Source organism: Rhizobium sp. PP-F2F-G48, assembly GCF_004342335.1.
Classification (GTDB): domain Bacteria; phylum Pseudomonadota; class Alphaproteobacteria; order Rhizobiales; family Rhizobiaceae; genus Ferranicluibacter.
Genome location: NZ_SLVH01000006.1, coordinates 165559 through 189082 on the forward strand (window position 1 = coordinate 165559; position 23524 = coordinate 189082).

Annotated in this window: 25 protein-coding genes; 13 read left to right on the forward strand and 12 right to left on the reverse strand. The window is 64.3% G+C overall.

Annotation, left to right across the window (positions count from 1 at the left end):
• Positions 1–33: 33 nt before the first annotated feature.
• Positions 34–561, reverse strand: a complete 528-nt coding sequence (locus C8J36_RS15395; RefSeq protein WP_132536122.1) for a MarR family winged helix-turn-helix transcriptional regulator — start codon at positions 559–561, stop codon at positions 34–36.
• Positions 562–683: 122 nt separating this feature from the next.
• On the opposite strand from C8J36_RS15395, the gene C8J36_RS15400 reads away from it, so the two are divergent.
• The 4 genes from C8J36_RS15400 (at position 684) to C8J36_RS15415 (ending at position 5216) form a co-directional block, all read left to right on the forward strand.
• Entirely contained in the window at positions 684–1493 is an 810-nt protein-coding gene (locus C8J36_RS15400; protein ID WP_132536124.1) for a creatininase family protein, read from the forward strand.
• 136 nt (positions 1494–1629) lie between these two features.
• A complete protein-coding gene (locus C8J36_RS15405) occupies positions 1630–2763 on the forward strand; it encodes a GTP-binding protein (protein WP_132536126.1) in 1134 nt (377 codons plus the stop codon).
• Positions 2763–3752 carry a WD40 repeat domain-containing protein gene (locus tag C8J36_RS15410; protein ID WP_132536128.1) on the forward strand — a complete coding sequence of 330 codons (990 nt, stop codon included), beginning with the start codon at positions 2763–2765 and terminating at the stop codon, positions 3750–3752. Before C8J36_RS15405 ends, C8J36_RS15410 begins: the two co-directional genes overlap by 1 nt.
• Positions 3753–3857: 105 nt before the next feature.
• Positions 3858–5216, forward strand: coding sequence for a TIGR02594 family protein (locus C8J36_RS15415; protein WP_132536130.1), 1359 nt, complete (start codon positions 3858–3860; stop codon positions 5214–5216).
• 65 nt (positions 5217–5281) lie between these two features.
• Here C8J36_RS15415 and C8J36_RS15420 read toward each other — a convergent pair whose 3' ends face one another.
• The 4 genes from C8J36_RS15420 to odc2 form a co-directional block, all read right to left on the reverse strand.
• Positions 5282–6370, reverse strand: a complete 1089-nt coding sequence (locus C8J36_RS15420) for a serine hydrolase (RefSeq protein WP_132536327.1) — start codon at positions 6368–6370, stop codon at positions 5282–5284.
• Between the two features lie 79 nt (positions 6371–6449).
• Positions 6450–6902, reverse strand: coding sequence for a glyoxalase superfamily protein (locus C8J36_RS15425; RefSeq protein ID WP_132536132.1), 453 nt, complete (start codon positions 6900–6902; stop codon positions 6450–6452).
• 238 nt (positions 6903–7140) lie between these two features.
• Entirely contained in the window at positions 7141–7734 is a 594-nt protein-coding gene (locus C8J36_RS15430; protein WP_132536134.1) for an N-acetyltransferase, read from the reverse strand.
• Between the two features lie 111 nt (positions 7735–7845).
• Complete coding sequence (gene odc2 / locus C8J36_RS15435; RefSeq protein ID WP_062595895.1) at positions 7846–8979, reverse strand: ornithine/lysine decarboxylase; 1134 nt, start codon at positions 8977–8979, stop codon at positions 7846–7848.
• 678 nt (positions 8980–9657) lie between these two features.
• Here odc2 and C8J36_RS15440 point away from each other — a divergent pair.
• The 3 genes from C8J36_RS15440 (at position 9658) to C8J36_RS15450 (ending at position 12446) form a co-directional block, all read left to right on the forward strand.
• Positions 9658–10557 carry a LysR family transcriptional regulator gene (locus C8J36_RS15440; RefSeq protein WP_062595896.1) on the forward strand — a complete coding sequence of 300 codons (900 nt, stop codon included), beginning with the start codon at positions 9658–9660 and terminating at the stop codon, positions 10555–10557.
• Between the two features lie 138 nt (positions 10558–10695).
• Positions 10696–11352 carry a DUF1007 family protein gene (locus C8J36_RS15445; RefSeq protein ID WP_062595897.1) on the forward strand — a complete coding sequence of 219 codons (657 nt, stop codon included), beginning with the start codon at positions 10696–10698 and terminating at the stop codon, positions 11350–11352.
• Positions 11346–12446 carry a nickel/cobalt transporter gene (locus C8J36_RS15450; RefSeq protein ID WP_132536136.1) on the forward strand — a complete coding sequence of 367 codons (1101 nt, stop codon included), beginning with the start codon at positions 11346–11348 and terminating at the stop codon, positions 12444–12446. The genes C8J36_RS15445 and C8J36_RS15450 overlap by 7 nt, the downstream gene beginning before the upstream one ends.
• A 7-nt stretch (positions 12447–12453) precedes the next feature.
• Here the strand turns inward: C8J36_RS15450 and C8J36_RS15455 are convergent, their stop codons facing one another.
• The 4 genes from C8J36_RS15455 to C8J36_RS15470 all read right to left on the reverse strand — a co-directional run bounded on the left by C8J36_RS15455 (position 12454) and on the right by C8J36_RS15470 (position 15175).
• Positions 12454–12663 carry a hypothetical protein gene (locus C8J36_RS15455; protein WP_062595899.1) on the reverse strand — a complete coding sequence of 70 codons (210 nt, stop codon included), beginning with the start codon at positions 12661–12663 and terminating at the stop codon, positions 12454–12456.
• The gene (locus C8J36_RS15460) at positions 12660–13358 is read right to left on the reverse strand and encodes a GNAT family protein (protein ID WP_062595900.1); all 699 of its coding nucleotides are present in this window, start codon (positions 13356–13358) and stop codon (positions 12660–12662) included. Before C8J36_RS15460 ends, C8J36_RS15455 begins: the two co-directional genes overlap by 4 nt.
• 144 nt (positions 13359–13502) lie before the next feature.
• A complete protein-coding gene (locus tag C8J36_RS15465; protein WP_082477284.1) occupies positions 13503–14357 on the reverse strand; it encodes a tellurite resistance TerB family protein in 855 nt (284 codons plus the stop codon).
• A gap of 179 nt (positions 14358–14536) precedes the next feature.
• Positions 14537–15175: a 2-dehydro-3-deoxy-phosphogluconate aldolase gene (locus C8J36_RS15470; RefSeq protein ID WP_132536138.1), complete on the reverse strand. Its 639-nt coding sequence runs from the start codon at positions 15173–15175 to the stop codon at positions 14537–14539.
• Between the two features lie 204 nt (positions 15176–15379).
• On the opposite strand from C8J36_RS15470, the gene C8J36_RS15475 reads away from it, so the two are divergent.
• From C8J36_RS15475 to C8J36_RS15500, 6 genes are all read left to right on the forward strand, one after another.
• Positions 15380–15898, forward strand: coding sequence for a CYTH domain-containing protein (locus C8J36_RS15475; RefSeq protein WP_132536140.1), 519 nt, complete (start codon positions 15380–15382; stop codon positions 15896–15898).
• A 9-nt stretch (positions 15899–15907) separates the two neighbouring features.
• Positions 15908–16807 (forward strand): CHAD domain-containing protein, encoded by a 900-nt coding sequence (locus C8J36_RS15480; protein WP_165915069.1) that lies wholly within the window; start codon positions 15908–15910, stop codon positions 16805–16807.
• A gap of 93 nt (positions 16808–16900) precedes the next feature.
• Entirely contained in the window at positions 16901–17593 is a 693-nt protein-coding gene (locus C8J36_RS15485) for a YafY family protein (protein ID WP_132536329.1), read from the forward strand.
• Positions 17594–17678: 85 nt separating this feature from the next.
• Positions 17679–18050 carry a VOC family protein gene (locus tag C8J36_RS15490; protein ID WP_132536143.1) on the forward strand — a complete coding sequence of 124 codons (372 nt, stop codon included), beginning with the start codon at positions 17679–17681 and terminating at the stop codon, positions 18048–18050.
• Positions 18051–18114: 64 nt separating this feature from the next.
• Positions 18115–19059, forward strand: a complete 945-nt coding sequence (locus tag C8J36_RS15495; protein WP_132536145.1) for a rhodanese-related sulfurtransferase — start codon at positions 18115–18117, stop codon at positions 19057–19059.
• Between the two features lie 4 nt (positions 19060–19063).
• Complete coding sequence (locus C8J36_RS15500) at positions 19064–19531, forward strand: GNAT family N-acetyltransferase (protein WP_132536147.1); 468 nt, start codon at positions 19064–19066, stop codon at positions 19529–19531.
• Between the two features lie 2 nt (positions 19532–19533).
• Here C8J36_RS15500 and C8J36_RS15505 read toward each other — a convergent pair whose 3' ends face one another.
• From C8J36_RS15505 to C8J36_RS15515, 3 genes are all read right to left on the reverse strand, one after another.
• On the reverse strand, positions 19534–20916 hold the full coding sequence (locus C8J36_RS15505) for a GH1 family beta-glucosidase (RefSeq protein ID WP_132536149.1): 1383 nt from the start codon (positions 20914–20916) through the stop codon (positions 19534–19536).
• Between the two features lie 201 nt (positions 20917–21117).
• Positions 21118–22302 carry a Gfo/Idh/MocA family oxidoreductase gene (locus C8J36_RS15510; protein WP_132536151.1) on the reverse strand — a complete coding sequence of 395 codons (1185 nt, stop codon included), beginning with the start codon at positions 22300–22302 and terminating at the stop codon, positions 21118–21120.
• Between the two features lie 42 nt (positions 22303–22344).
• Positions 22345–23397: a sugar phosphate isomerase/epimerase gene (locus C8J36_RS15515; RefSeq protein WP_132536153.1), complete on the reverse strand. Its 1053-nt coding sequence runs from the start codon at positions 23395–23397 to the stop codon at positions 22345–22347.
• Positions 23398–23524: the final 127 nt, after the last annotated feature.

Below are 23524 nucleotides of genomic sequence, written 5' to 3' on the forward strand. Positions count from 1 at the left end.
CTGCAATCCCTGCGCGAGACCGCGTGTCGAGGCCTACTCGACAGCCTGAAGATTGGCGTCGACCAGCTTCAGAAGCTTGGCAAGCGTCCGGATCTGCTTGTCGGTCATGCCCGTCAGCGCCGTTGCCTCGGACAGGTCGGCAGCCGCCTCGATCGCCTGCAGCCGCTCGCGACCGTTTGCCGTGAGGTAGACCTTGGTCAGCCGGGCATCCGCTGCATCCGGCTTGCGCTCCAGAAAGCCCTGCGCCTCCATGCGGCCGATGGTCCGGGTCATTGTCGGTGCCTTGACGCCGAGATGACCGGCCAGCGACCCGGCCGTCATGCCGTCGGTCTCCGCCAGCGCCAGCATCACGCCGTCCTGGCCGGCGTAAAGCCCGCTTTCCAGAAGATTGCGCGACAGCACGGTTCGCATGGAGCGCGCCGCCTGTGCCAGCAAGGGTGCAAGCAACGGTGCGGCGGCCTCGAGACCACCCTCTCCGTCAATGGCAGCGGGATCGACGATCTTGTCGATCTTGAGCTTTTTCTGCTTGGCTTTCTTCTCGGACTTGTCTTTCTTGCCCATGCTCGCTCCCCTGCCTGCCGACGGCTTGCACCGCCTTGTCGAGCTTGTATGACTCATATGACAATCGGGCCGCAAGGGCTTGCGCACGGCCGGATGTCGGGATGAAGCCCAGGAAGAAACGCATGACGAGACCCGCTGCCCGATTTGCGGACAACGATCCGGCTCTTGCCCCATCCGCCCGTGCCGACTGGATCGCCGTTCTGCCGCTCGGCGCGCACGAGCAGCACGGCCCGCATCTGCCGTTCGAGACCGACACGCTGATCGCAGACGGCGTGGTGGATCGAGCGATCGCAGCCCGCGACGAATTGCCTGTGACCTTTCTCCCGACCGAGCCCGTGGGATACTCGATCGAACATATGGACGTGGCGGGGACGCGGACACTGAGCTACGAGGAAGCCGTCGAACGCTGGCTCGGCATCGCCGCCAGGCTTCACGCGCAGGGCATCCGCAAGTTCGTCATGCTCAACGCCCATGGCGGCAATTCTCCGCTCATGACCATCGTCGCGACCGAAGCGCGTGTGCGCTACGACATGCTGGCGGTCGCCACCAGCTGGACCCGGTTCGGACAACCCGCCGGCTGGATCGACCCGGTGGCAAAATCCATCGACATCCACGGCGGCGACATCGAAACCTCGGTCATGCTCGCCCTTCATCCCGACAAGGTCGATCGGGCACGGGCCGAGGCATTTGCCTCACGGCAGACCGAGTGGCAGGCGCGATTTTCGCATCTGCGCGCCTATGGCCCCCATGCCTTCGGCTGGCGTATGCGCGACCTCAATCCGAAAGGCGCGGCCGGAAATGCCGCTGCCGCGACAGCCGAGCGCGGCGAGCAATTGCTTGAGCACGCCGTCTCCGGGCTCCTCGCTCTCCTATCGGACGTGGATGCATTCGACCTCGCGCAGTTCGACGCCGGGACGACCGAAACGATGTAATGTTATAAAGATTGGATTATCTGCGCGAGAGCATTTGCACTGCCGTGCGCCATCTCCTATATCACCGCGACGATCCCGCGCATCGACCGCCCAACGGCGCGCCGGTGGGCATCCCTCCTCAGCCCCCGAGGTTCCCATGTCCGAAGCCCCTGCGTCCGAAGCCCCCGTTTCCGAAACGTCCGTCCAGAAGCCCATCCCCGTGACCGTCCTCACCGGCTATCTCGGTGCTGGCAAGACGACGCTGCTGAACCGCATTCTCTCGGAAAATCACGGTCGCAAATATGCCGTCATCGTCAACGAGTTCGGCGAGATCGGCATCGACAACGACCTGATCGTCGAATCCGACGAAGAAATCTACGAGATGAACAATGGCTGCGTCTGCTGCACGGTGCGCGGCGACCTGATCCGCGTGGTCGAAGGCCTGATGAAGCGTCCCGGCCGCTTCGATGCGATCATCGTGGAAACGACCGGCCTGGCCGATCCCGTCCCGGTCGCACAGACCTTCTTCATGGACGACGACGTTCGCGCCAAGACCGAACTCGATGCCGTCATCGCGCTGGTCGATGCCAAGCATCTGCCACTGCGCCTGAAGGACAGCCGCGAGGCCGAAGACCAGATCGCCTTTGCCGATGTCGTGCTCCTCAACAAGACCGACCTCGTGACCCCGGAAGAACTGGCGAAGGTCGAAGCGACGATCCGCGTCATCAACCCCTCGGCCCGCATCCATCGCACCCAGCGCTCGGAAATCGATCTCGCCAAGGTCCTCGATCAGGGCGCCTTCAACCTGGAACGTGCCCTGGAAAACGAGCCGGACTTCCTGAAGGCGGACGATCATCACCACGACCATGATCACGCCTGCGGCCCCGACTGCGGCCATGATCACCATCATCACGGACACGACCATCACCACGATCATGGTCATGATCACGGACATGATCACGCGCACGCACCGTCCGCCATCCATGACGTGACCGTTCAGTCGGTGTCGCTGCGCGGCGGCGAGATGAACCCCGACCGGTTCTTCCCCTGGATCCAGAAGATCACCCAGACCGACGGCCCGAACATCCTGCGCCTCAAGGGCATCATCGCCTTTGCCGGCGACGCCGATCGTTATGTGGTGCAGGGCGTGCACATGATCATCGAGGGCGATCACCAGCGCCCGTGGAAGGACGGCGAGCCGCGCGAAAGCCGCCTCGTTTTCATTGGTCGCGATCTCGACCGCGAAAAGCTGGAACGCACCTTCCAGGCCTGCGCGGCAAAGCCCAACTGATGCCAACCGTCGCTCCGCTCGATCTCGAAGCCCATGTCGTCGGCGTCGCCTATCTGGGCGACGTCCCCGTGTTTGCCGATGCCGCCGGTTTCGTGCATCGCCTGAACGGCGGCCACGCCGTGACGCCGGCGCATGACGGATTGCTCGTGGCGCTCCGGGACGACGCCACCGACACGCTGCTCACCGGCGGCGAGGACGGTCGGGTGCTGCGCATCACGCGCGACGGCGCCGTGACGGAGCTTGCCCACCAGCCGCGCAAATGGATCTCCAAGATCGCGGCCGGCCCGCAAGGCGCGGTCGCGTTCACCACCGGCAAGACGGCCACCGTGCGTCTGGCGGACGGCACGACGCGCGCCTTCACCGAAGAGCGAACCGTCGAAGGCATCGCCTTTGCGCCCAAGGGTCTGCGCATCGCTCTCGCGCGGTACAACGGCGTTTCCCTCCACTGGGTGGCAACATCGAGCCCGGCTATCGATCTCGACTGGAAGGGCGCGCATACCGGCGTGACCTTCTCCCCCGACGGACGTTTCGTCGTGACCATGATGCAGGAAAATGCGCTGCACGGCTGGAAGCTTGATACGAAACCCGGAGCAGAGGCGCGCCACATGCGCATGAGCGGTTACCCGGCTAAGGTCAAGTCCTGGTCGTGGTCGGCCCGTGGGAAATGGCTTGCCTCTTCCGGCGCGCCGGCCGCCATCGTCTGGCCTTTCCAAGCCAAGGACGGCCCCATGGGCAAAGCCCCGCTCGAACTCGGCACGCGCGCCGACGTCATGGTCTCGCAGGTCGCCTGCCACCCTGCCGAAGAGGTCGCGGCCATCGGCTATTCCGACGGCATGGTGCTGGCCGTCCGCTTTGCCGACAGCAAGGAAGTCCTGCTCCGCCGCCCCGGCAAGGGCGCCATCTCCGCCTTCGCCTGGTCGAAATCCGGCCAGCAGCTGGCGTTCGGCACGGAGGCGGGCGAAGCTGGGGTCATCGACCTGACAGCGTGAAGCTTGCAACCCAGCGCACGCACAGGACGTATTTTCTGACAGATCCTATTTTTCGTTGAATTAAATATTCCGCATGTCTAACCTTCCGGCAACCGGAGGATCGACATGCAACAGATCATCGACGTCGCCCACAATGTCGGGCCGTATGCGCAGAAGCTCGTCGATCTCGGGGTGGTCTCCGTGATCCGGTATTACAACATCCAGAACAGCACGACCCTGCCGTCGAAGTGCTTGACGAAGGCGGAGCTCACATCTCTGCATCAGGCCGGCCTCAGCGTGGCCGTCGTCTTTCAGGCCGGCGGTGGTGCGAACGGAAAACTGAGCGATCTTTCCGATGCCAAGGGCACCCGTGATGCGAAACGCGCCCTGGAATTGGCCGCTGAGCTTGGTCAGCCGACCGGCTCCGGCATCTACTTCGCCGTCGATCACGACTACGTCGCCCCGGACGATCTTGCCCAGATTGCGAGCTACTTCAAAAAGGCAAAGGCCGAGCTGGGCGGACGCTATGTCCTCGGTGTCTACGGATCGGGTCTGGTTGCCCGCAAACTTCACGAGGCCGGCCTCGTGGATCTGATCTGGCTCTCCGGTTCGCTGGGATGGTCGGGCACGCGGAGCGCGTTGCAGGATGGGCTCTGGACCCTGTTTCAGAAGGACATGGAGCAGGATCTACCCTTTGGCGGTCTCGACTATGACGGCAACGTCTTCAATTCCGCAAAGGCCGATTTCGGTCAGTTTGCGGTCGAAGGATCCGTCGAGACGCCGCGCAGCGTCGGGGCATCCGCCACGTTTACGGTGACCGCCCGTGGCGGCCTCAATCTGCGGGCCGGCCCCGGCGAAACCTTCGGGGTCATCCAGAAATACCCCTTGGGAACGCTCGTGCGCGGCGTGCAGCAGATCGGCGACTGGACCCAGGTCGATATTCAGGGCGACGGCGCCTCCGACGGTTACATGCACCGGTCCTACCTCGAAGCGACGATCGGCGGCCTGCCCGCAGTCTTACAGGAAAAGGCTGCCATCAAGCCGATCGACGTCGCCAAGGCGGAACTCGCACTGGGCGTCAAGGAACTTCCCGGCTCGCAGCATAACCCCCGGATCGTCATGTATCATGCGACCACCAAGGGCGGAAAGACATCCGACGAAACCGCCTGGTGCTCCTCTTTCGTCAACTACTGCGTCGAGCAGGCCGGAATACAGGGCACGGACAGCAAATGGGCGCGGTCCTGGCATGACGAACACTGGGGCCATGACGTCATCGCGCAACCCGCGGTCGGCGATATCGTGGTCTTCAGCCGGGTCGGAAAGAAAGAAGAAGGCGGGCACGTCGCATTCTTCCAGTCGATGACGGAGACCGAGGTCACCTGCCTGGGTGGCAACCAGGGCGATCGCGTCAGCATCTCGACCTATCCGAAAGACGGCAAGAAAGGCCCCTTCCGCTATAAACTGCTCTCGATCCGCCGCGCCTGAAGCTTCCGGTCACGACAGTCGCGATCCGATGTTTCGTGAGGCGGCATCGGCAGCGCTGGAGGCAATCACGCGCCCGCCGTGGAGATGATCCGGGCAAGGAGATCGTGGAGGTCGTCGCGGTAACCGGTGCGGGCGGAGGGAGCGCCTTCGTCGGAGGTCATGGCGACGGTCAGCTTCAGGTCGGGCACGATATAGAGCATCTGCCCGCCGAAGCCCCAGGCGAAATGCACGTCGTGCTCGCCGATCTCGCGCATGAACCACCCATACCCGTAGCCGTCGCCGGAGAAGCGCGACTGCGTGCGCTCCGCCCAGGATTGGGCAACCCAATTCTCCGGCACCACCTGTCGCCCCTCGGGCGTTCGGCCGCCATTGCGATACAGCTCGCCGAATGCCAGCAGCGAACGGGCGCTCATCGCCATCTGGTTTCCACCGAGATAGATGCCCTGGGGATCGCGCTCCCAGGCGCCGATGCGAAAACCATCGACAGGTGCAAACCAGTCGCGCGCAAGCGCCAGAGTGGATTTGCCGCCGACTTTCGTCAGGATCGCCGAAAGCAGATGCGTCGAGCCGGTGGAATAGAGCATCTGCCCGCCGGGCTCGTCCACGAAATCCGCCGCAAGCGCGAACCGGACCCAGTTGCCGCTCGAAACCCAGCGTCCGTAATTCGGCCCCGACATCCGGTCGAGCCCTGCCTGCATGGAAAGAAGGTTGCCGATGGTGATCTTCGCAAGACGTGGATCGGGATTGGCCGGCAGGTCGCGCGCAAGAATCGGCGCGATCGGCTGATCGACGCCTTTCAGCAGTCCCTTCTCGATCGCGATCCCCACCAGGGCGGAGATGATGGTCTTGGAGGCCGACTTGATATTGGTGCTGTCGGTCGTCTTGTTCGACCGGTAGCCGCGCTCGGCAATGATCCGGCCGTTGCGTGCGACGATGACCGTTTCCAACGGGGACAGTCGGGCAGCGTCGTTCAGGACAATCGACAGTTCGGTCGTATCCAGCGCCGGAGCCTGCGCATCCGTCCCGGGAACGGCCGGGCCTTGGATGAGAGCGGCGCCCTTGATTTCGGCTGCTACCGCAGATGGGACAGGAGAGCCGCAAAAGGCAAGCGCCAGAATGGTGACGGTGACGGATGTCGGAGAAAACGGTGTCATCCGGCCGAGGTAGGTGTTTTCGGCGGGGTCGCAAGGTGGCGGCACGTCCGACGTGCCGCCTTCACGTCAACGTGACGCTTTACCAGAGCAATTCGACATGCGGTCTGCCGTCCGATGTTTTCGCTGCCGTCCGCCCGGAGCCGTCGATCGTGCAGTGGACACGCTTGCGAAAGGCCGAGAAGCTCTCGAAAGTCACGACATCGACGGGCTCGTCGAGATCGAGCGTCAACCGATAGTGCCCCTCGCGCGCCGTCAGCGCCTGCACGCCGAGAAGCTTTGCCTCGAACGGTTGACCGAGATAGTAACCGCGAACGCGGGCGCCGAGTTGATAGGGGTCGAGTGCCGGCCGGTTGCCGACGGCGGCATGAAGCGTGTTCCAGTCCCGAAAGCCATATTGCTCGGCGATGGCTTCCAGAGCGCGGGAATGGGACATCTCCGTGCCACGAGCAGCAAGTGACAACCGTAGTCGCTTGGCCTGCGCCTTGAGCGCGTCGAGGCAGGGTAACGGGGATGATGACGTCGATGATCGCATAGGGATCTCTCCAGCAAGGGCATGCCGTGATATCCGTGGTGTTCGCATTGCCATCGGGGACATGCCGGGAGGGATGACCGAAACGCATTGAAAAGAGAGGCTTCACCGAAGCCCGGGGGGGGCTTGCGAACGGCCGGGGCTCTCACCCGTGTCTTGAAGACTAAGACAGGCCGGCACCCGAGTCAAATGCCCGATTGAGCGGCCGACCGACGCGGGTCGGCCGGCCATCGGGATCGCGTCAGGCGACCCGCCGCATCGGCAGCGCCTGCGAGAGCTTGCGGCCGCTGGCAGTCAGCATGCCCGCCGCGCCCTTCAGCCAGCCATCCTTGAGCTCGAGGCCCAGGAACCGATGGCGCTCGAACGGGCCGGGCATGACGAGGTGCTGGGCGTGATGCGCCTGGAAGCCGAAACGTTCGTAGTAAGGCGCATCACCGACGAGCAGGATCGCGCCGTGCCTCCGCAAGGTGGCTTCGCCGATCGCCGCACGCATCAACGCGCCGCCGACACCCTTGCCTTCCTGCGCGGCATCGACCGCAAGCGGGCCGAGCAGCAGCGCCGGAATGGTGCGACCTTCGCCATCCACGCCGGCATCGACGTTCCACAGACGCACGGTGCCGATCACGTGGCCGTCGCCGTCACGGGCAACGAGCGCCAGCCCTTCGGCCGGCACGCGGCCACGCCGCAGCTGCTCCGACGACTTGCGCCGGCGGTTCGGGCCCATGGCGCGATCGAGCAGTCGCTCGCGCGCAACGACGTCGCCGGGATTTTCGGCGTCGATGGTGAAGGCATTCTGCGCAAAGAAGGCGCGGACAGAATCAAGAACAGCGGCCATGGCGAGGCCTCCCGTACTCAAAACCGTTTCAAACGGTATCGAAGGATCATTGTGAAGGTGCGGTTCCCGTGTTCGGGAACCGCTGGTGTCCGTTGCCGGAAGCCGGAAACGTCAGATGACGTAGGACTTCAGCGGGTCGAAACCGTTGAAGGCGACGGCCGAGTAGGTCGTCGTGTAGGCGCCGGTGCCTTCGATCAGAACCTCGTCGCCGATCGTGAGAGACACGGGCAGCGGGTACATGTTCTTCTCGTAGAGCACGTCGGCCGAATCGCAGGTCGGGCCGGCGAGCACGCAGGGCTCCATCTCGTCCGCATCATGCGCGGTGCGGATCGGGTAACGGATCGCCTCGTCCATCGTCTCGGCGAGACCGCCGAACTTGCCGATGTCGAGGAAGACCCAGCGATGGTTGTCATTGTCCGACTTCTTCGAAATCAGGATGACTTCCGCCTTGATCACACCCGCATTGCCAACCATGCCGCGGCCCGGCTCGATGATCGTCTCGGGAAGCTGGTTGCCGAAGTGCTTGCGCAGCGCACCATAGATGGCCTTGCCATAGGCTTCGGCCGAGGGCACGTCGCGCAGGTACTTGGTCGGGAAACCACCGCCCATGTTGACCATCTTCAGCTCGATGCCCTGCTTGGCCAGCTGCACGAAAACGCGCTTGGCATCGGCAAGAGCCACGTCCCATGCATCGACCTTCGTCATCTGCGAACCGACATGGAACGAGACGCCGTGGGAGACGAGACCGAGCTGGTGGGCGTAGACGAGAACGTCGACGGCCATCTGCGGCACGCAGCCGAACTTGCGCGACAGCGGCCATTCGGCACCCTCGCCATCCGTCAGGACGCGGCAGAATACGCGGGCACCCGGAGCGGCGCGCGAGACCTTCTCGACTTCCTCATGGCTGTCGACGGCGAAGAGCGAAACGCCGAGCGCATGCGCACGGGCGATGTCGCGTTCCTTCTTGATCGTGTTGCCATAGGAGATGCGCGAGGCGGTCGCACCGGCTTCCAGCGCCATTTCGATTTCAGCCACGCCGGCGCAATCGAAGTTGGAGCCGAGACCGGCGAGCAGGCGAAGGATTTCCGGCGACGGATTTGCCTTCACGGCGTAATAGATCGAGCTGTCCGGCATCGCGTGGCGGAAAGCCTTGAAATTGTCCTGCACGACATCGAGATCCACGACAAGGCACGGGCCTTCCGGGCGACGGGTGTTCAGGAAGTCGATGATGCGAGCAGTCGTCATGGTTTCAATCCCAATACGTTAGGCTTCCCGATCAGCGAGGAGACCTCGCCGAGCGATGAAGGACAAAGGGCGTACGGGTGCGCGTTCGGATACCAGCCGGTGGAGACCCCGGAATCCTCACATGCGCTCGTACAGCGCGATTTGTGGATGAAGCCCGCCGAGGCGTTCATCCGGCTTTGTCTGCCATGGATTGGAGGTTGGAACCTACCGCACGTCCGGCAATGAAGGTGTGCCTCTTCAGTAACCCCGGCTGATGGAAAGCCGGCAGAGAACAAAAAGGCCCGCACCGTCGTTGCTTCAAGATGTCCTCGCAATTCCGGTTGGCCGGAAAAACGACTGGAGCGGTTAGATCCAGGTACCTTACCGATTTCCTCACCAAACGAGGGATCGGCGGACACCCACAGGCACGTGCGACTTTGGGCAGAGCGGAAATAAGAAATATCCCTGTCGTAATCAAGCGTTATTTGACCCACGCCCGATTTTTTTACGCTGCGCCGCAAGCCTCGCACCAGCTTGCGGCTCCGTCAGGATCGGCTTTGCTTTCCCGCCGGATCATCAAGAGGGTTGCAGACATTGCCAAGCCTATGTTTTGAATGACGCCGCGCGACAATGGTTCCCGGAGACGATCCCGGCCCAGACGCCTGAAGCTCCAGACCGGAGCCGCGCAGGGGAGCCGAGATGGACACACTGACCCGTATTCGCGCCTTCATCGACGTCGTCGATGCCGAGGGTTTTTCCGCCGCCGGCCGCCGCGTCGGGCGCTCCAAGGCGCTGCTCTCGAAATATGTGCGCGAACTGGAGGACGAACTCGGCGCCCTCCTTCTCAACCGCACCACCCGGCAGTTTTCGCTGACGGAGGCGGGGCATATCTATTATCGCACGGCCTCCGAGATCCTGAAGGAGATCGACAATCTCGCCGATCTCGTGCGCGCGGGAAACTCGGATCTGAAGGGCCGCCTGCGCATTTCCGCACCGCGAACCTTCATCGATGCCGATATCGGCCAGTCGCTGATCGATTTCGGCCTTGCCCATCCCGAGCTTTCTCTGGAAATCGTCTCCGACGATCGCTTCGTCGATCTGGTGGAGGAAGGCTTCGACGTCGCCATCCGCATCACCCGGCTGGAAGACTCGACCCTGATCGCCCGCAAGCTGGACGACTTCCACATCAAGATGTGCGCGTCGCCCGCCTTCCTCGAGAAATACGGGGCGATTACCCATCCCTCGGATCTGGCCCACCGGCCCTGCGTGATCGACACCAACGGTCGCTCCTACAGCAATTGGCGGTTCGTGGATCGCGACGGGACGAATTTCTCGGTGCCTGTCAGCGGGCCGATGGAGGTCAACAGCCCGCTCGCCAGCCTTCGCGCCGCCGAATCCGGCCTTGGCGTCGCCGGCGTTCCCGATTTCATCGCCCGGCAGAAACTGGAGAATGGAAGCCTCGTGGCTGTGCTCGACGACTTCCTGCCGCACGATCGCGGGATCTATGCCATCTATCCCCACCGGCGCTATCTGCCGACGAAGGTCCGTACCCTCGTCGACTTCCTGCACGCCTGGTTTCGCAAAAGAGCGGATGCATGAGGACCCTGAGAGAAGCGCGGGACGTCCTGTCCCAATTCCGTCTACTTTCGGCTGGATGACAGGCCACCCCGCTCCGCGTCGCGCGTCGGATGCAAGACCGGCGCGCCGGATGGCCCACAAGGCAAGGACCCTGTTTTCATGACACGTCAACGATTGTCGCGAGGCCTGCTTGCCGGGCTTGCCGCAGCCACCGTGCTTCCGGCGCAGGCCTTCGCCCATCCCCACATCTTCGCGGAGGCGCGCCTCGAGGTCGTCTCGGACGATGCCGGTCATATCAGCGAGTTGCGGAACGTCTGGCGCTTCGACGAACTTTTTTCCGCAAGCGTCCTTCTCGATTTCGACAAGAACTCCAATGCGACGCTCGATCCGGACGAACTGGCGGAGGTCGGGCAGACCGTTCTGGATTCGCTCGCCGAGTATAATTATTACACGACGATCTACGACAACGGGAAACTGGTGAAGGTCTCCAAGCCGGACGCGATCCATGCCGATTTCAAGGACAACCAGCTCCTGCTGATCTTCGCCGTCAAGCCGGCCGAGACCATTCCGCTGAAGGGGACCCTGTCCTTCGGCATCTACGATCCGACGCTCTATACGGCGATCGACTTCCCGAACGACGGAGATCTCGCCGTCGTCGGCGACAAGCTCTCGGCCTGCCAGCACAAGGTCGTGCGACCGGACCCGGACGAGGTAATCTCTCAGAACCAGTCGACGCTGACGGATGCCTTCTTCACGGATCCGACCGGCACCGACATGTCGAAGCTCTTTGCGACGAGGATAGAATTCACATGCTGACCCGCGCCCTTCGCCTGCCGCTGATCGTCGGCGCACTCCTCGTCCTTGCCGCGGCCGGGGCGCATGCCCAGTCCCCGCTCGGCATCGGCACCGCCGAGCCGGCCTTCAACACGTCCGGTTTCCTCGGCGGCTTTCTCTCCTGGGTGAACATGGAGCAGCAGGGCTTCTACCGAACCCTGACCGACGCCCTGAAAGGCATGCGCGACGACCCGTGGCATCTCTGGTCGCTCGTCGGCCTCTCCTTTGCCTATGGCGTCTTTCATGCGGCGGGCCCCGGCCACGGCAAGGCGGTCATCTCGTCCTACATGATTGCCAACGAAACCGAATTGAAGCGCGGCGTCACCCTCTCCTTCCTGTCGTCCTTCCTGCAGGGTGGCGTTGCCATCCTGCTCGTCGGCGCGGCCTATCTCGTGCTGCGCGGAAGCTCGATCTCGATGACGCAGGCCACCACCTTCCTCGAACGCGTCAGCTATGCCCTGGTGGCCGCCTTCGGCGCCTGGCTGCTGTTCCGCAAGATGCGCGCGCTCGCCCGCGCGACGCCGTCATCCGAGCCGAGACTGGCGCTCGCCGGAGGCCTCGATTTCGGCCATGAGACAGGGTCTGCCGACGATCATCATCACCGGCACGCGCATGGACATGACCATCACGCCCATGCCCACCATGCTCATGCCCATCATGCCCATGCGCACGCGGCGCACGCCCATGGTCCGGGCGAGGTCTGCTCAAGTTGCGGCCACGCCCATGCGCCCGATCCGTCCATGCTCAAGGGCGATCGCTTCCAGCTGCGCGAGGCCTGGTCGGCCGTGCTGGCCGTCGGTCTGCGCCCCTGCTCGGGCGCGCTCATCGTGCTGTCCTTCGCGCTGCTGAACGGGCTTTACCTCGGCGGCGTGCTGTCGGTTCTGGCGATGTCGATGGGCACGGCGATCACCGTCTCGATTCTGGCCACCCTCGCCGTCACGGCCAAGGATCTCGCCGTGCGCTATGCATCAAGCGCCGGAACGGCCATGCGGGTGACGAACGGTATCGAGATCTTCGGCGCCGTTCTCGTGCTCGGCCTCGGTCTGGCCTTGCTCGGCGCTTCGCTGCAGGGCTGACAGCCCGTCAGCGACGCCGCTGATAGCGGGCCCGAAGCCAGAAGACGAAGAAGAAGGCGAGCACGAACAGCGTGCCCACCGCGGCGGCGAGATAGGGCGAAATCGCGCCGAGATAGAGCATGACCCTCGGCAGCAACAGAAAACCCGCACCGAAGATCACCAGGAAGACGGCGGCGGCAATGGCGGCCGACCGGTCCCGCGGATCGAGCGGCTTCACGCGGCACCCATGACGGCGGCGATGTCCGCCCTGAGGTCTTCGAGGCGCCGGCGCTGGCGCCCGTCCGCATCGAAATTCTCCGGTGCGAGCCAGGCCTTGAACGCGGCATCGAGTACCGGCCATTCTCCGTCGATCATCGAGAACCATGCCGTATCGCGGTTGGCGCCCTTGGCGACCATATGCTGGCGAAAAATGCCTTCGAAGGTGAAGCCGAGCCGCACGGCCGCGACCTTGCTCGGCGTGTTGTCGTTGTGGCATTTCCACTCATAGCGCCGATAGCCGAGATCCTCGAAGACGTGCCTGGCCATGAGATAGTGGGCTTCGGTGGCGAGCGGCGAGCGCGCCATGGCATCGCCATGCGCGACTGAGCCCACCTCAACGACGCCGTAGGTCGGGTCCGGCCGCATATAGCTCGCCATGCCCACCACGTCGCGGCTCGCTCTGTCGCGAAACACCAGCGTCACCCAGTTGGCCTGCGCCGCGTCGAGCCATGCTCCGAACGCGTCCGCATCGGCAAAGGCTGCCTGCGGAAAATAGCGCAGGCGCTCGTTGATTGCGAGCCCCCCGAAAGCGTCCCAGAGCGCCTGGAGATGCCGCGCCCGGTCGTAAGGTTCGAGAACGACATAGGCGCCCTCCAGCGTCACGGGCTTCGGCGCCGGACAGCCGGACCAACGGGTGAGATCGCGTTTCGTCATGTCATCCTCGCCGAGATCGAGACAGGGTCTGCCAGCATCCGCCGGCACACCTTATCGTTCCGGCATAGGCGAAGGCGCGCGGCGGTGCAAACGCAATCCGGTGATGCGATCATCACCGCCGCGCATGGACAGGCAAGCCAACCGTCAGATGATCGAGGGATCGACCACGGACGGGCTGCTGCCGGCGGGAACCTTGGCGGAGGCGACCGTCGCCTCGATATGATCGACCAGCGCATCCGGCAGGCCGAGGCGACCCGCCAGCATATCGAGATAGCCGCGCTCGGTGCGGCTGTCCGGCTCGATCGTCAGGCGAGACGCCGTGTAGAGTTCGACCTTTTCTTCCTCGGTGCGGGCGGCAGCCACCAGACCGTCGATATCGACCGGGCTCGCCAGTTCGTCGCGCAGGAAGGCTTCTGCCTCGCTGTCGAGGCCGCTGGCACCGACGCGTTCCATGATGCGGGCGCGTTCGCTGTCATCGATGTGGCCGTCGGCACGCGCAGCCGCGATCATGGCGCGCACGAGCACCAGCACGAAATCGTTGCGGACGGCGGAGGGCGAGATGGAGAAACCGGAATTGTCCGGCGGCGGAAGGATTTCCGGCGCCGTCTGGGCATCGACCCGCTGCGGCGCCTGGCCGGCCTGATAATTCTTGTAGGCGGTGTATCCGAGGCCCGCGATCGCAGCGAGACCGCCGAGCTTCAGGGCCGTGCCCGCGATATCGCGACCGGCTCCGGTCCCCAGAAGAACCGCGGCGAGACCGCCGGTCTTCAGCGGATTGTTGCGGGCCATCTGCACGATCTGGCCGGCCTTGTCCTTCATCGAGCCGCCGCCGAGCAAACCGCCGATCGCACCGCCGACCCCCCCTGCCCCGGCATTGCCGAGGAAGCCGCCCTGGGACGAACCCTGTGATCCCGAACGGTCCTGCGTGCCCTGGTTGCCCTGGCCACCAAGACCCTGGGAACCGAGAAACTGATCCAGCAGTTTTTTCGCGTCGAACATCCTGTCGTCAACCTCCTGATTGTGTCGTCTGCGGAGGAGACATAGGAAGCCGCATGGGGAAAACAAATGCGGCTTGGGATCGGCCGAGCATGCACCCGCGAGAGCCCGGAAACGCGACCCACCCGACAAGCTATTGATCGGATGAGGCTTTTCGAGTGACTTGGATCGGCCGGAGCCGATCAGGCGGTCAGCGCGAAGGCTTCCGATGCCAGCTTTGTGATCCCCGCCCAGTCGCCGGCCGCGACCAGTTCCTTGGGCGCAACCCAGGAGCCGCCGATGCAGATAACGTTGGGCAAGGACAGGTAGTCCTTCGCGTTTTTCAGCGAGATGCCGCCCGTCGGGCAGAACAGCGTGCCGGCGAGCGGCGAGGACAGCGCCTTGAGGAAGGCTGCGCCGCCGGCCTGTTCGGCGGGAAAGAACTTCATGACCTCGTAGCCTTCGGCCCGCAGGATCATCGCCTCGCTGGCGGTGGAAGCGCCCGGCAGGAACGATGCCTCGTGATCGTCGGCAGCATCCAGCAGATCGGGCGTGGTGCCCGGGCTGACGATGAACTGCGCACCGGCCTTCACGGCTGCGGCATAATGATCGGGATTGAGAATGGTCCCGGCACCGGTCACGGCACCCTCCACTTCCTTTGCAACGGCCTCGATCGCTTCGAGCGCGACGGGTGTGCGCAGCGTGATCTCGATCGCCTTCAGGCCGCCGGCCACCAGCGCGCGGGCGAGCGGCACGGCCGTCGCCAGGTCTTCGATGATGAGCACCGGCACGACCGGCTGCAGCTTGAGGACGGACAGAAGGCGTTCGGTTTTCTCGATCATGCGGCTTCACTCCTCAATCGATTGAATCTTCCTCCGCAATACCGTCCGCATCGGTCAATGTCGAGACTCATCGGCACGCATGCCCCAGTATCTGGGAGAGCACTCGGCCAGCAAGGTGAAGAGCGACGTGGTGGACTTTCGCATTTTCTGAATTACGTTGTGACCGATGCAGAAGCGCGCTGCGAGAGCTGGACAAGGACCGGGATGGCCAAGGAGATCGAGCGGAAATTTCTCGTGAAGCATGCAGGCTGGCGGGCCGAGGCGGGACCGGGCGCGGCCATGCGCCAGGGCTATCTCGCCGCCATGAACGACCGCACCGTCCGCATTCGCCTGATCGACGGCGAGAATGCGCGACTGACCATCAAGATCGGCACCGGCATGCTGACCCGCGACGAGTTCGAATATGAGGTGCCGCTCGCCGACGGCGAGGAGTTGATCGCATCCGCCATCGGCACCGTGATCGCCAAGACGCGCTACCGCGTTCGCGGCGGGACACATGTCTGGGAGGTCGATGTGTTCGAGGAACCCTATGCCGGATTGATCGTTGCCGAAGTCGAAATGCGCACGGAAACCGACGATCTCGCCATGCCCGATTGGATCGGCGACGAAGTGACGGACGACCGGCGCTATTCGAATTTTGCCCTGGCGACGCAGAGCGACAAGCAGCGCCCGGACCTCCATCCCCCTTCTGCCGCGAGCCCGAGCACGCGAAAAGCCCCATAGGAAATGATCATGGCCTATAGACTGAAACCTGCAAAACGCTTCACCGATGACTTCCGGCGCGTTGCAGGTCGGGAACTCGACAAGGCCATCGCGGCACTCGAGCTGCGGCCTGACGGCACCTCCCGGGCGATCCATGTCGCCCGCCGGTGCCTGAAGCGGACGCGTGCGCTCTATCGGCTCGCAGCCCCCGAAGCAGGCAGGTTCTACAAGCGCGAAAACGCGCGCCTGCGCTCCGCGGCCCGCAGCGTCGCCGACCTGCGCGATGCAACGGCGCTGATCGATACGGCGACGATCCTGCTGGAGCGCCTGGCCGGCGACGATCGGGCGGCAGCGGAACGCGCGGTCGAAGCGCTGCGGGTCCGCAAGGGCTGGGTGGTGACCGCCGAAGGCGATCTCGACGAAACGATCGACGCGATGATCACAGAACTGCGCGACGCCAAGCTTGCCGTGGGAAAACGCACCTTTGTCAACGGCGTGCGCCCAACGGCCTACATGCTGGCTGCGGCGTGGCGCAAGGCGGTTGAGCGGGCGCAGGTTGCACTGGCTTCCAGCCACGAACATCCGACGCCCGAGCACTTCCACACCCTGCGCAAGCGAACGCAGGACTATCGCTTCTACCATCTTCTGCTGCAGGCGGTATGGCCCGGCGTGATCCTGGCGCGCGAGCGACAGGTCAAGGCGCTGATCGACCGCCTGGGTCTCATCCACGATCTTGCCGTTCTGGCCGATACGCTCGCCCGCGAGCCCGAGCTCCTGCCACCGCAGGACATCGCCATCCTGCGCCACGCGATCGGCCTCGAACTGCGCGCCGAAGAACGGCAGGCCCTCGGCGAGGCCGACGCCCTTTTCGCCGATGTTGCCGGCAAGGAGGCGGAACGCATCGCCATCCTCTGGCTCGCGGCCGCCTGAGGCCAAGGGCGTCTGGCGTTCCGGTCGAGCTGGCGTTCCGGTCGAGCCGGCGTTCCGGTTGAGCTGGACGTGCTGGACGGCTATTGCTTTGGCATGTCCCGCTCCGCCCGTCTTCTCGACCTCGTGCAGATCCTGCGCACCCATCGCCGGCCGGTCAGCGGCGCGACCCTTGCAGAGGCGACCGGCGTCAGCCTGCGCACGCTCTATCGCGATATCGCGACGCTGCAGGCGCAGGGTGCCGATATCACCGGCGAGCCGGGTCTCGGCTACATTCTTCATCCGGGCTTCCTCCTGCCGCCGATCATGCTGTCGAGCGAGGAGATCGAGGCGCTGGTGCTGGGCGCCCGCTGGGTCCGCGCCAATACCGACGACCGCCTGCAGCAATCGGCAGCCCACGCGCTCGCCAAGATCGCCGCGGTTCTCCCGGACGATCTGCGGCGGGACCTCGAAACATCCGCTCTCCTCGTCCCCAACACCCGCCGTGGGCAGCATCCGGAACGGGACATCGGCGCGCTGCGAGACGCGATCAGGGCCGGCATCAAGCTCGACATCGCCTATCGCGACGAGCGGGCGCAGGAGACGACACGCCGCATCTGGCCCGTCGCACTCGGCTATTTCGAGGGCCTGCGCATTCTCGTCGCGTGGTGCGAACTGCGCAAAGGCTTTCGCCATTTCCGGATCGACCGCATGATCGAGGTGACGCAAACGCAGGAGACCTGTCCGCGCCGCAGCGAGGTCCTTCTGGCGGAATGGCGCCGCGAGAACGGTATCGTGCACGACCTTTGACAGCGGCGCCCCATGCTGACAGAAACTGACAGGGTCACGGTCTAAACCCGATCTGCCGGACGATCCGGCGCATCAGGAGATCCCCATGGAACCGACCTACATCATTCTCGCCGTCGACAATCCGCTCGCAAGCGCCGCCTTCTACGAGACCCTTCTCGGCAAACCGCCTCTGGAAGCGCAGGCGACCTTCGCGCTCTTCCGCATGAACGCTGCGACCATGCTCGGCCTCTGGTCGAAGCACACCATCGAGCCGCCCGTCTCCGCGGCCGCCGGCAGCACCGAAGTCACCTTCGTGCTGGAAGGCCGCAAGGCCGTGGACGCATGCCATGACAGATGGAAGGCGCAGGGCCTGCCGATCCTCCAGGCGCCGGTCGAGATGGATTTCGGCTACACCTTCACGGCCGCTGATCCGGACGGCCACCGCCTGCGCGCCTTTCACCCGGCAGAGCGGGGCTGACGACCCCTCCCCGACGCATCCGGGGTGATTGCGCGCGCGCGCCGAACGCGGTATTTCACCGCCCATGACGAACAGCGCAACGACACTGCCCCCGGAAGCCCAAGGCTCGTTTCTGGTCGCGGCTCTTTACCACTTCGCCCGGCTCCACCGGTTCGCGGATCTGCGCGATCCGTTGCAGGCGGTCTGCGACGACCACGGCGTGAAGGGTACGCTGCTTCTCGCGCAGGAGGGCGTCAACGGCACGATCGCCGGCACGGAGGGCGGCATCGCCGCCGTGCTCGCCTTTCTGCGTGCGCAGCCCGAATTCCGGGATCTGGAACACAAGGAGAGCCGGGCAGCGGCCATGCCGTTCCTGCGCATGAAGGTGCGGATCAAGAAGGAGATCGTCACCATGGGCGTCGAGGATATCGACCCCCTGACGATCGTCGGCACCTATGTCGAGCCGAAGGACTGGAACGCGCTGATATCGGACCCGGAAACGCTGGTGATCGACACGCGCAACGATTACGAGACCGCGATCGGCACCTTCCGCGGTGCGCTCGACCCGCAGACCAAGACCTTCCGGGAGTTTCCGGACTGGGTGAAGAACCAGACCGGCCTGCACAACAAGCCGAAGATCGCGATGTACTGCACCGGCGGCATCCGCTGCGAGAAGGCGACCGCCTTCATGAAGAGCCAAGGCTTCGACGAGGTCTACCACCTCAAGGGCGGCATCCTGAAATATCTGGAGGAAACGCCGCCGCAGGAAAGCCTGTGGGAGGGCGCCTGCTTCGTATTCGACGATCGCGTCTCGGTGACGCACGGGCTGGGCGAAGGCGAGCACACGCTCTGCCATGCCTGCCGCCAGCCGCTGACGCTGGAAGAACGCGCCTCACCCGTGCATGAAGAGGGCGTCGCCTGCGTCCACTGCCACGACACGCGCACGGACGAGGACCGGGAACGCTACCGCCAGCGGCAGCGCCAGATCGCGCTCGCGAAGACGCGCGGCTCGAAACATCTGGGAAGCTGAGCCGATGCCGGACGACATCCTCGTTTCGGATCTCCGCGAGGTGCCGCACTTTCGCGAGATCATGACGGAGCGCCTCTGGACCGCCTGGTGGCGCGACGAAGGCCTGATCACGCGGGAGCAGCTCGCGCGGAAGATCGAGGACAATCTCACCTCCTCCGGCATTCCGCTCGGCCTGATCGCGCATCGCGGCGATGTCTTCTGCGGTACCGTTTCCGTCATCGAGGACGACCTGCCGGCGCGCCCGCAATACCGCCCCTGGCTTGCCGCGCTCTGGGTCGAGGACCATTCGCGCCGCCAGGGCGTCGGCGAACACCTGATCGACACGGCGCTCGCCAAGGTCGCGGGACTGGCCCCCGAGATCCATCTCTACTGCACGCCCGAAAATACGCCTTTTTACGAGCGCCGCGGCTGGAAGAGGCTCGAAACCGATGTCGGCGGCGTCAACATCTTTCGCCGCCGCCTCGCCGGCTAAACTCAAGCCGCCGTCGTTTCCGCGTGGTTGCCCTTCGGGAAGGCACTCGCGAGTTGCCTGTACCAGAGGCCGCTCTTCTTGATGGTGCGAACCTGTGTCTCGTAATCGACATGGACGATGCCGAAACGCATCCTGTAGCCTTCCGCCCATTCGAAATTGTCCATCAGGCTCCAGGCGAAATAGCCCTTCATCGGATAGCCCTCGGAAATCAGATCGGCCGTGACGGCGAGATGTTCGGCGATATAGTCGAGCCGCGGCTGGTCGTTCACCGCGCCGTTCTCGACGCCCATATTGTAGCAGGCACCGTTCTCCGTGATGTAGCAGTCCGGCAGGTCGTAGCGCGCGTTGACGGTGCGGATGAGATCGCCGAGCGCCTGCGGGAAGATCTCCCAGCCGATATCGGTCTTCGCCTCGTTGACGAAGGGCGCCGGCTTGGTGGCCGGAAACTCGGCACCTTCGGCCGGATCGTCGCTGACACGCATCGGCGTGTAGTAATTCACGCCCCACCAGTCGAGCTTTTGGCTGATCACGGCCATGTCGCCGGCCTCGACCTCCGGCATGCGCGACCCCAGCGCCTCAAGCACGCTGTCGGGGTAGGCGCCCTTGAAGATCGGACCGAAGAACACGCCATTGTGGAAGTCGAACGCCCGTTCGGCAGCGGCCTTGTCGGCTTCGCTGTCTGTACCGGGATAGACATGCATGGGATTGATGACGATGCCGACCGGCAGGTTCGGCCGTTCCTCGCGCACCGCGGCAACGCCGAGACCATGGGCGAGGTTGGTCACGTGCATGGCATGCAGCGCCGCCTCCATGTTCGTCTCGCCCGGCGCGTGAATGCCGTAGAGGTGGCTTAGCCACACCGAGCACCAAGGCTCGTTGAACGTCGCGACCGCATCGAGCCGGTCGCCGAGGCGGGCGATGACGGTACGGGCATAGCGCTGGAACGCAAAGGCCGTCGAGCGCGCCGTCCAGCCGCCGTCCCCGGCAAGCGTCAGCGGCAGATCCCAATGATAGAGCGTCGCGAAAGCCTTGATATCGCGCGCCTTCAACCCGTCCACGAGCCGGTCGTAGAAATCGAGGCCCGCCTCGTTCACCGGCCCGGTGCCATCGGGAATGATGCGCGGCCAGGCGATGGAGAAGCGATAGGCCTGCACGCCGAGGCTCGCGATCAGGTCGAGATCGTCCTCGAGGCGATTGTAGTGATCGCAGGCGACGTCGCCATTGTGCCGGCCGAAGACGCGGCCCGGCATGTTGGAGAACGCATCCCAGATGGACGGCTTGCGCCCGTCCGCCTTCGACGCACCCTCGATCTGGAAGGCGGCCGTGGCCACCCCGAACAGGAAATCGCCGGGAAAGCGCGCGGCGAGCGTCTTCGGATCGGTCATCACTCGTGTCCTCTTCAATCATGGTCTTAGGCAACGGCCATAACGCCACCGCGTGGGGGAAAACCAGAGCCGCAGACCTTGGCAAGCGCGGGAGACTATCCACGCGAACATGAACGCCGGATGACCGAAAAGACACGCGTCCACGAAAAAGCCACCGGATGCGGAACATCCGGTGGCGATAAACGGCAAGGGTGTGGAACGTCAGACCGAGACCCAGGCACCGTTGCGCTTGGAGGAACGCACGCAGGCATCCACGAAGAACATGCCCTTCATGCCGTCATCGATGGTGGGATAGGTGACGGCCGGATCGACCTTGCCGCCGGAACGTTTTGCCTGAATGGCACGCGCGGCCTCGGCATAGATCGTCGCGAAGCCTTCGAGATAGCCTTCCGGGTGGCCGGAAGGAATACGCGACACACGGTTGGCCTCGTCCAGAGCGCCCGCCCCCATGCGCGTCAGAAGCTGTTTCGGCTGGCCGAAGGGCGTGTACCAGAGATAGTTCGGGTCCTTCTGAGTCCATTCGAGCCCGCCCTTCGTGCCATAGACGCGGACCTGCAGCCCGTTTTCGTGGCCCGGCGCCACCTGGCTGCACCAGAGCAGGCCCTTGGCGCGCACGCCGTCCTTCTCCTTGAAACGCAGCATGACATGGGCGTTGTCGTCGAGAGCACGGCCTTCCACGAAGCTGTCGAGATCGGCCGCAAGTTCGTCAAGCTCCAGCCCGGAGACGAAGGCGCCGAGATTGTAGGCATGCGTGCCGATATCGCCGGTCGATCCGCCCGCGCCGGAGCGTGCCGGGTCCGTGCGCCATTCCGCCTGCTTGGAGCCCGATTTCTCCACCGCATCCGTCAGCCAGTCCTGCGGATACTCCACCTGCACCAGCCGCACGCTGCCGATATCGCCGCGCGCGACCATCGCGCGCGCCTGCCGCACCATGGGATAGCCGGTGTAATTGTGGGTGAGAATGAACAGCGCCTCGCTCTCGTCGGCGAGCGCCTTCAGCTTCCGCGCGTCGCCCAGCGTCGAGGTCAGCGGCTTGTCGCAGATGACGTGGATGCCGCGCTTGAGGAATTCGCGCGCGACTTCGTAGTGCACGTGGTTCGGCGTTACGATCGCCACGGCCTCGATGCCGTCCTTCAGCTTGGCCTCGCGGATCGCCATCTGCCTGTAATCGGCATAGGTGCGGGCCGGGTCGAGACCGAGCTCGGCGCCCGAGGCCTGCGCCTTTTCCGGCGTCGAGGACAAAGCGCCCGCGACCAGCGTGAACTGGTCGTCGAGACGCGCCGCCATGCGGTGCACCGCGCCGATGAAGGCGCCCTGCCCGCCGCCCACCATTCCGAGCCGGATGCGCGGCTGGCGCGCCTCCGCTGCCTTACCTTCGATGGCCATGTCTGTTCTCCATTCTTCCTGTCGCGCGAATGCGGTGTCGTCTCAGATGCCGAGCATGCGCCGGTTGGCGGCCTCGTCGGTGCCGCCGGTCGCAAAATCGTCGAACGCCTTTTCCGTCACGCGGATGATGTGGTGCTTGACGAACTCGGCCCCCTCGCGGGCACCGTCCTCCGGATGCTTCAAGGCGCATTCCCACTCGACCACGGCCCAGCCGTCGAAATCGTTCGCCGTCATCTTGGAAAACACTGCACCGAAGTCCACCTGCCCGTCGCCGAGCGACCGGAAGCGACCAGCCCGGTTCACCCAGCTCTGGAAGCCGCCATAAACGCCCTGCCGACCGGTCGGGTTGAACTCCGCGTCCTTGACGTGGAACATCCGGATCCGGTCCTTGTAGATGTCGATATTGTCGAGATAGTCCAGGCACTGCAGGATATAGTGCGAGGGATCGTAGAGCATGCAGGCGCGCGCGTGGTTGCCGGTGCGCTCCAGAAACATCTCATAGGTGATGCCGTCATGCAGGTCTTCGCCCGGATGGATCTCGTAGCAGATATCGACGCCGCAGTCCTCGGCATGGTCGAGGATCGGCGTCCAGCGCTTCGCCAGTTCATCGAAGGCGGTTTCCACCAGCCCCGCGGGGCGCTGCGGCCAGGGGTAGAGATAGGGCCAGGCGAGCGCGCCGGAAAAGCTCGCCATTGCGTTGAGACCGAGATGCTTCGACGCGGTCAGCGCAAGCTTCACCTGATCGACGGCCCATTCCTGCCGGGCCTTCGGGTTGCCACGCACCTCCGGTGCCGCAAACCCGTCGAATCCTTCGTCATAGGCCGGGTGGACAGCGACCAGCTGACCCTGAAGATGCGTCGACAGCTCGGTGATGACGACGCCATTGTCGCGCGCCTGCCCTGCCAGATCGTCGCAATAGCCTTTGGATTCCGCCGCTTTTCTGAGGTCGATCAGACGTGCGTCCCAGGTGGGCACCTGCACGCCCTTGTAGCCGATATCGGCTGCCCATTTCGTGATGGCATCGAAGGAATTGAACGGGGCCTCGTCGCCCGCAAACTGTGCCAGGAACAGACCCGGCCCCTTGATCGTCTTCATCTTGCAATTCCTCCATCCTGTCGATCGGCCACAGCGCAGCGATCTCTCGCGCAGACACCTTCGCCTGCCGTTTATTGAGCAAATTCCGCTCGGCTGCAACGTTGCAGCCGAGCCCTACGGTATCACT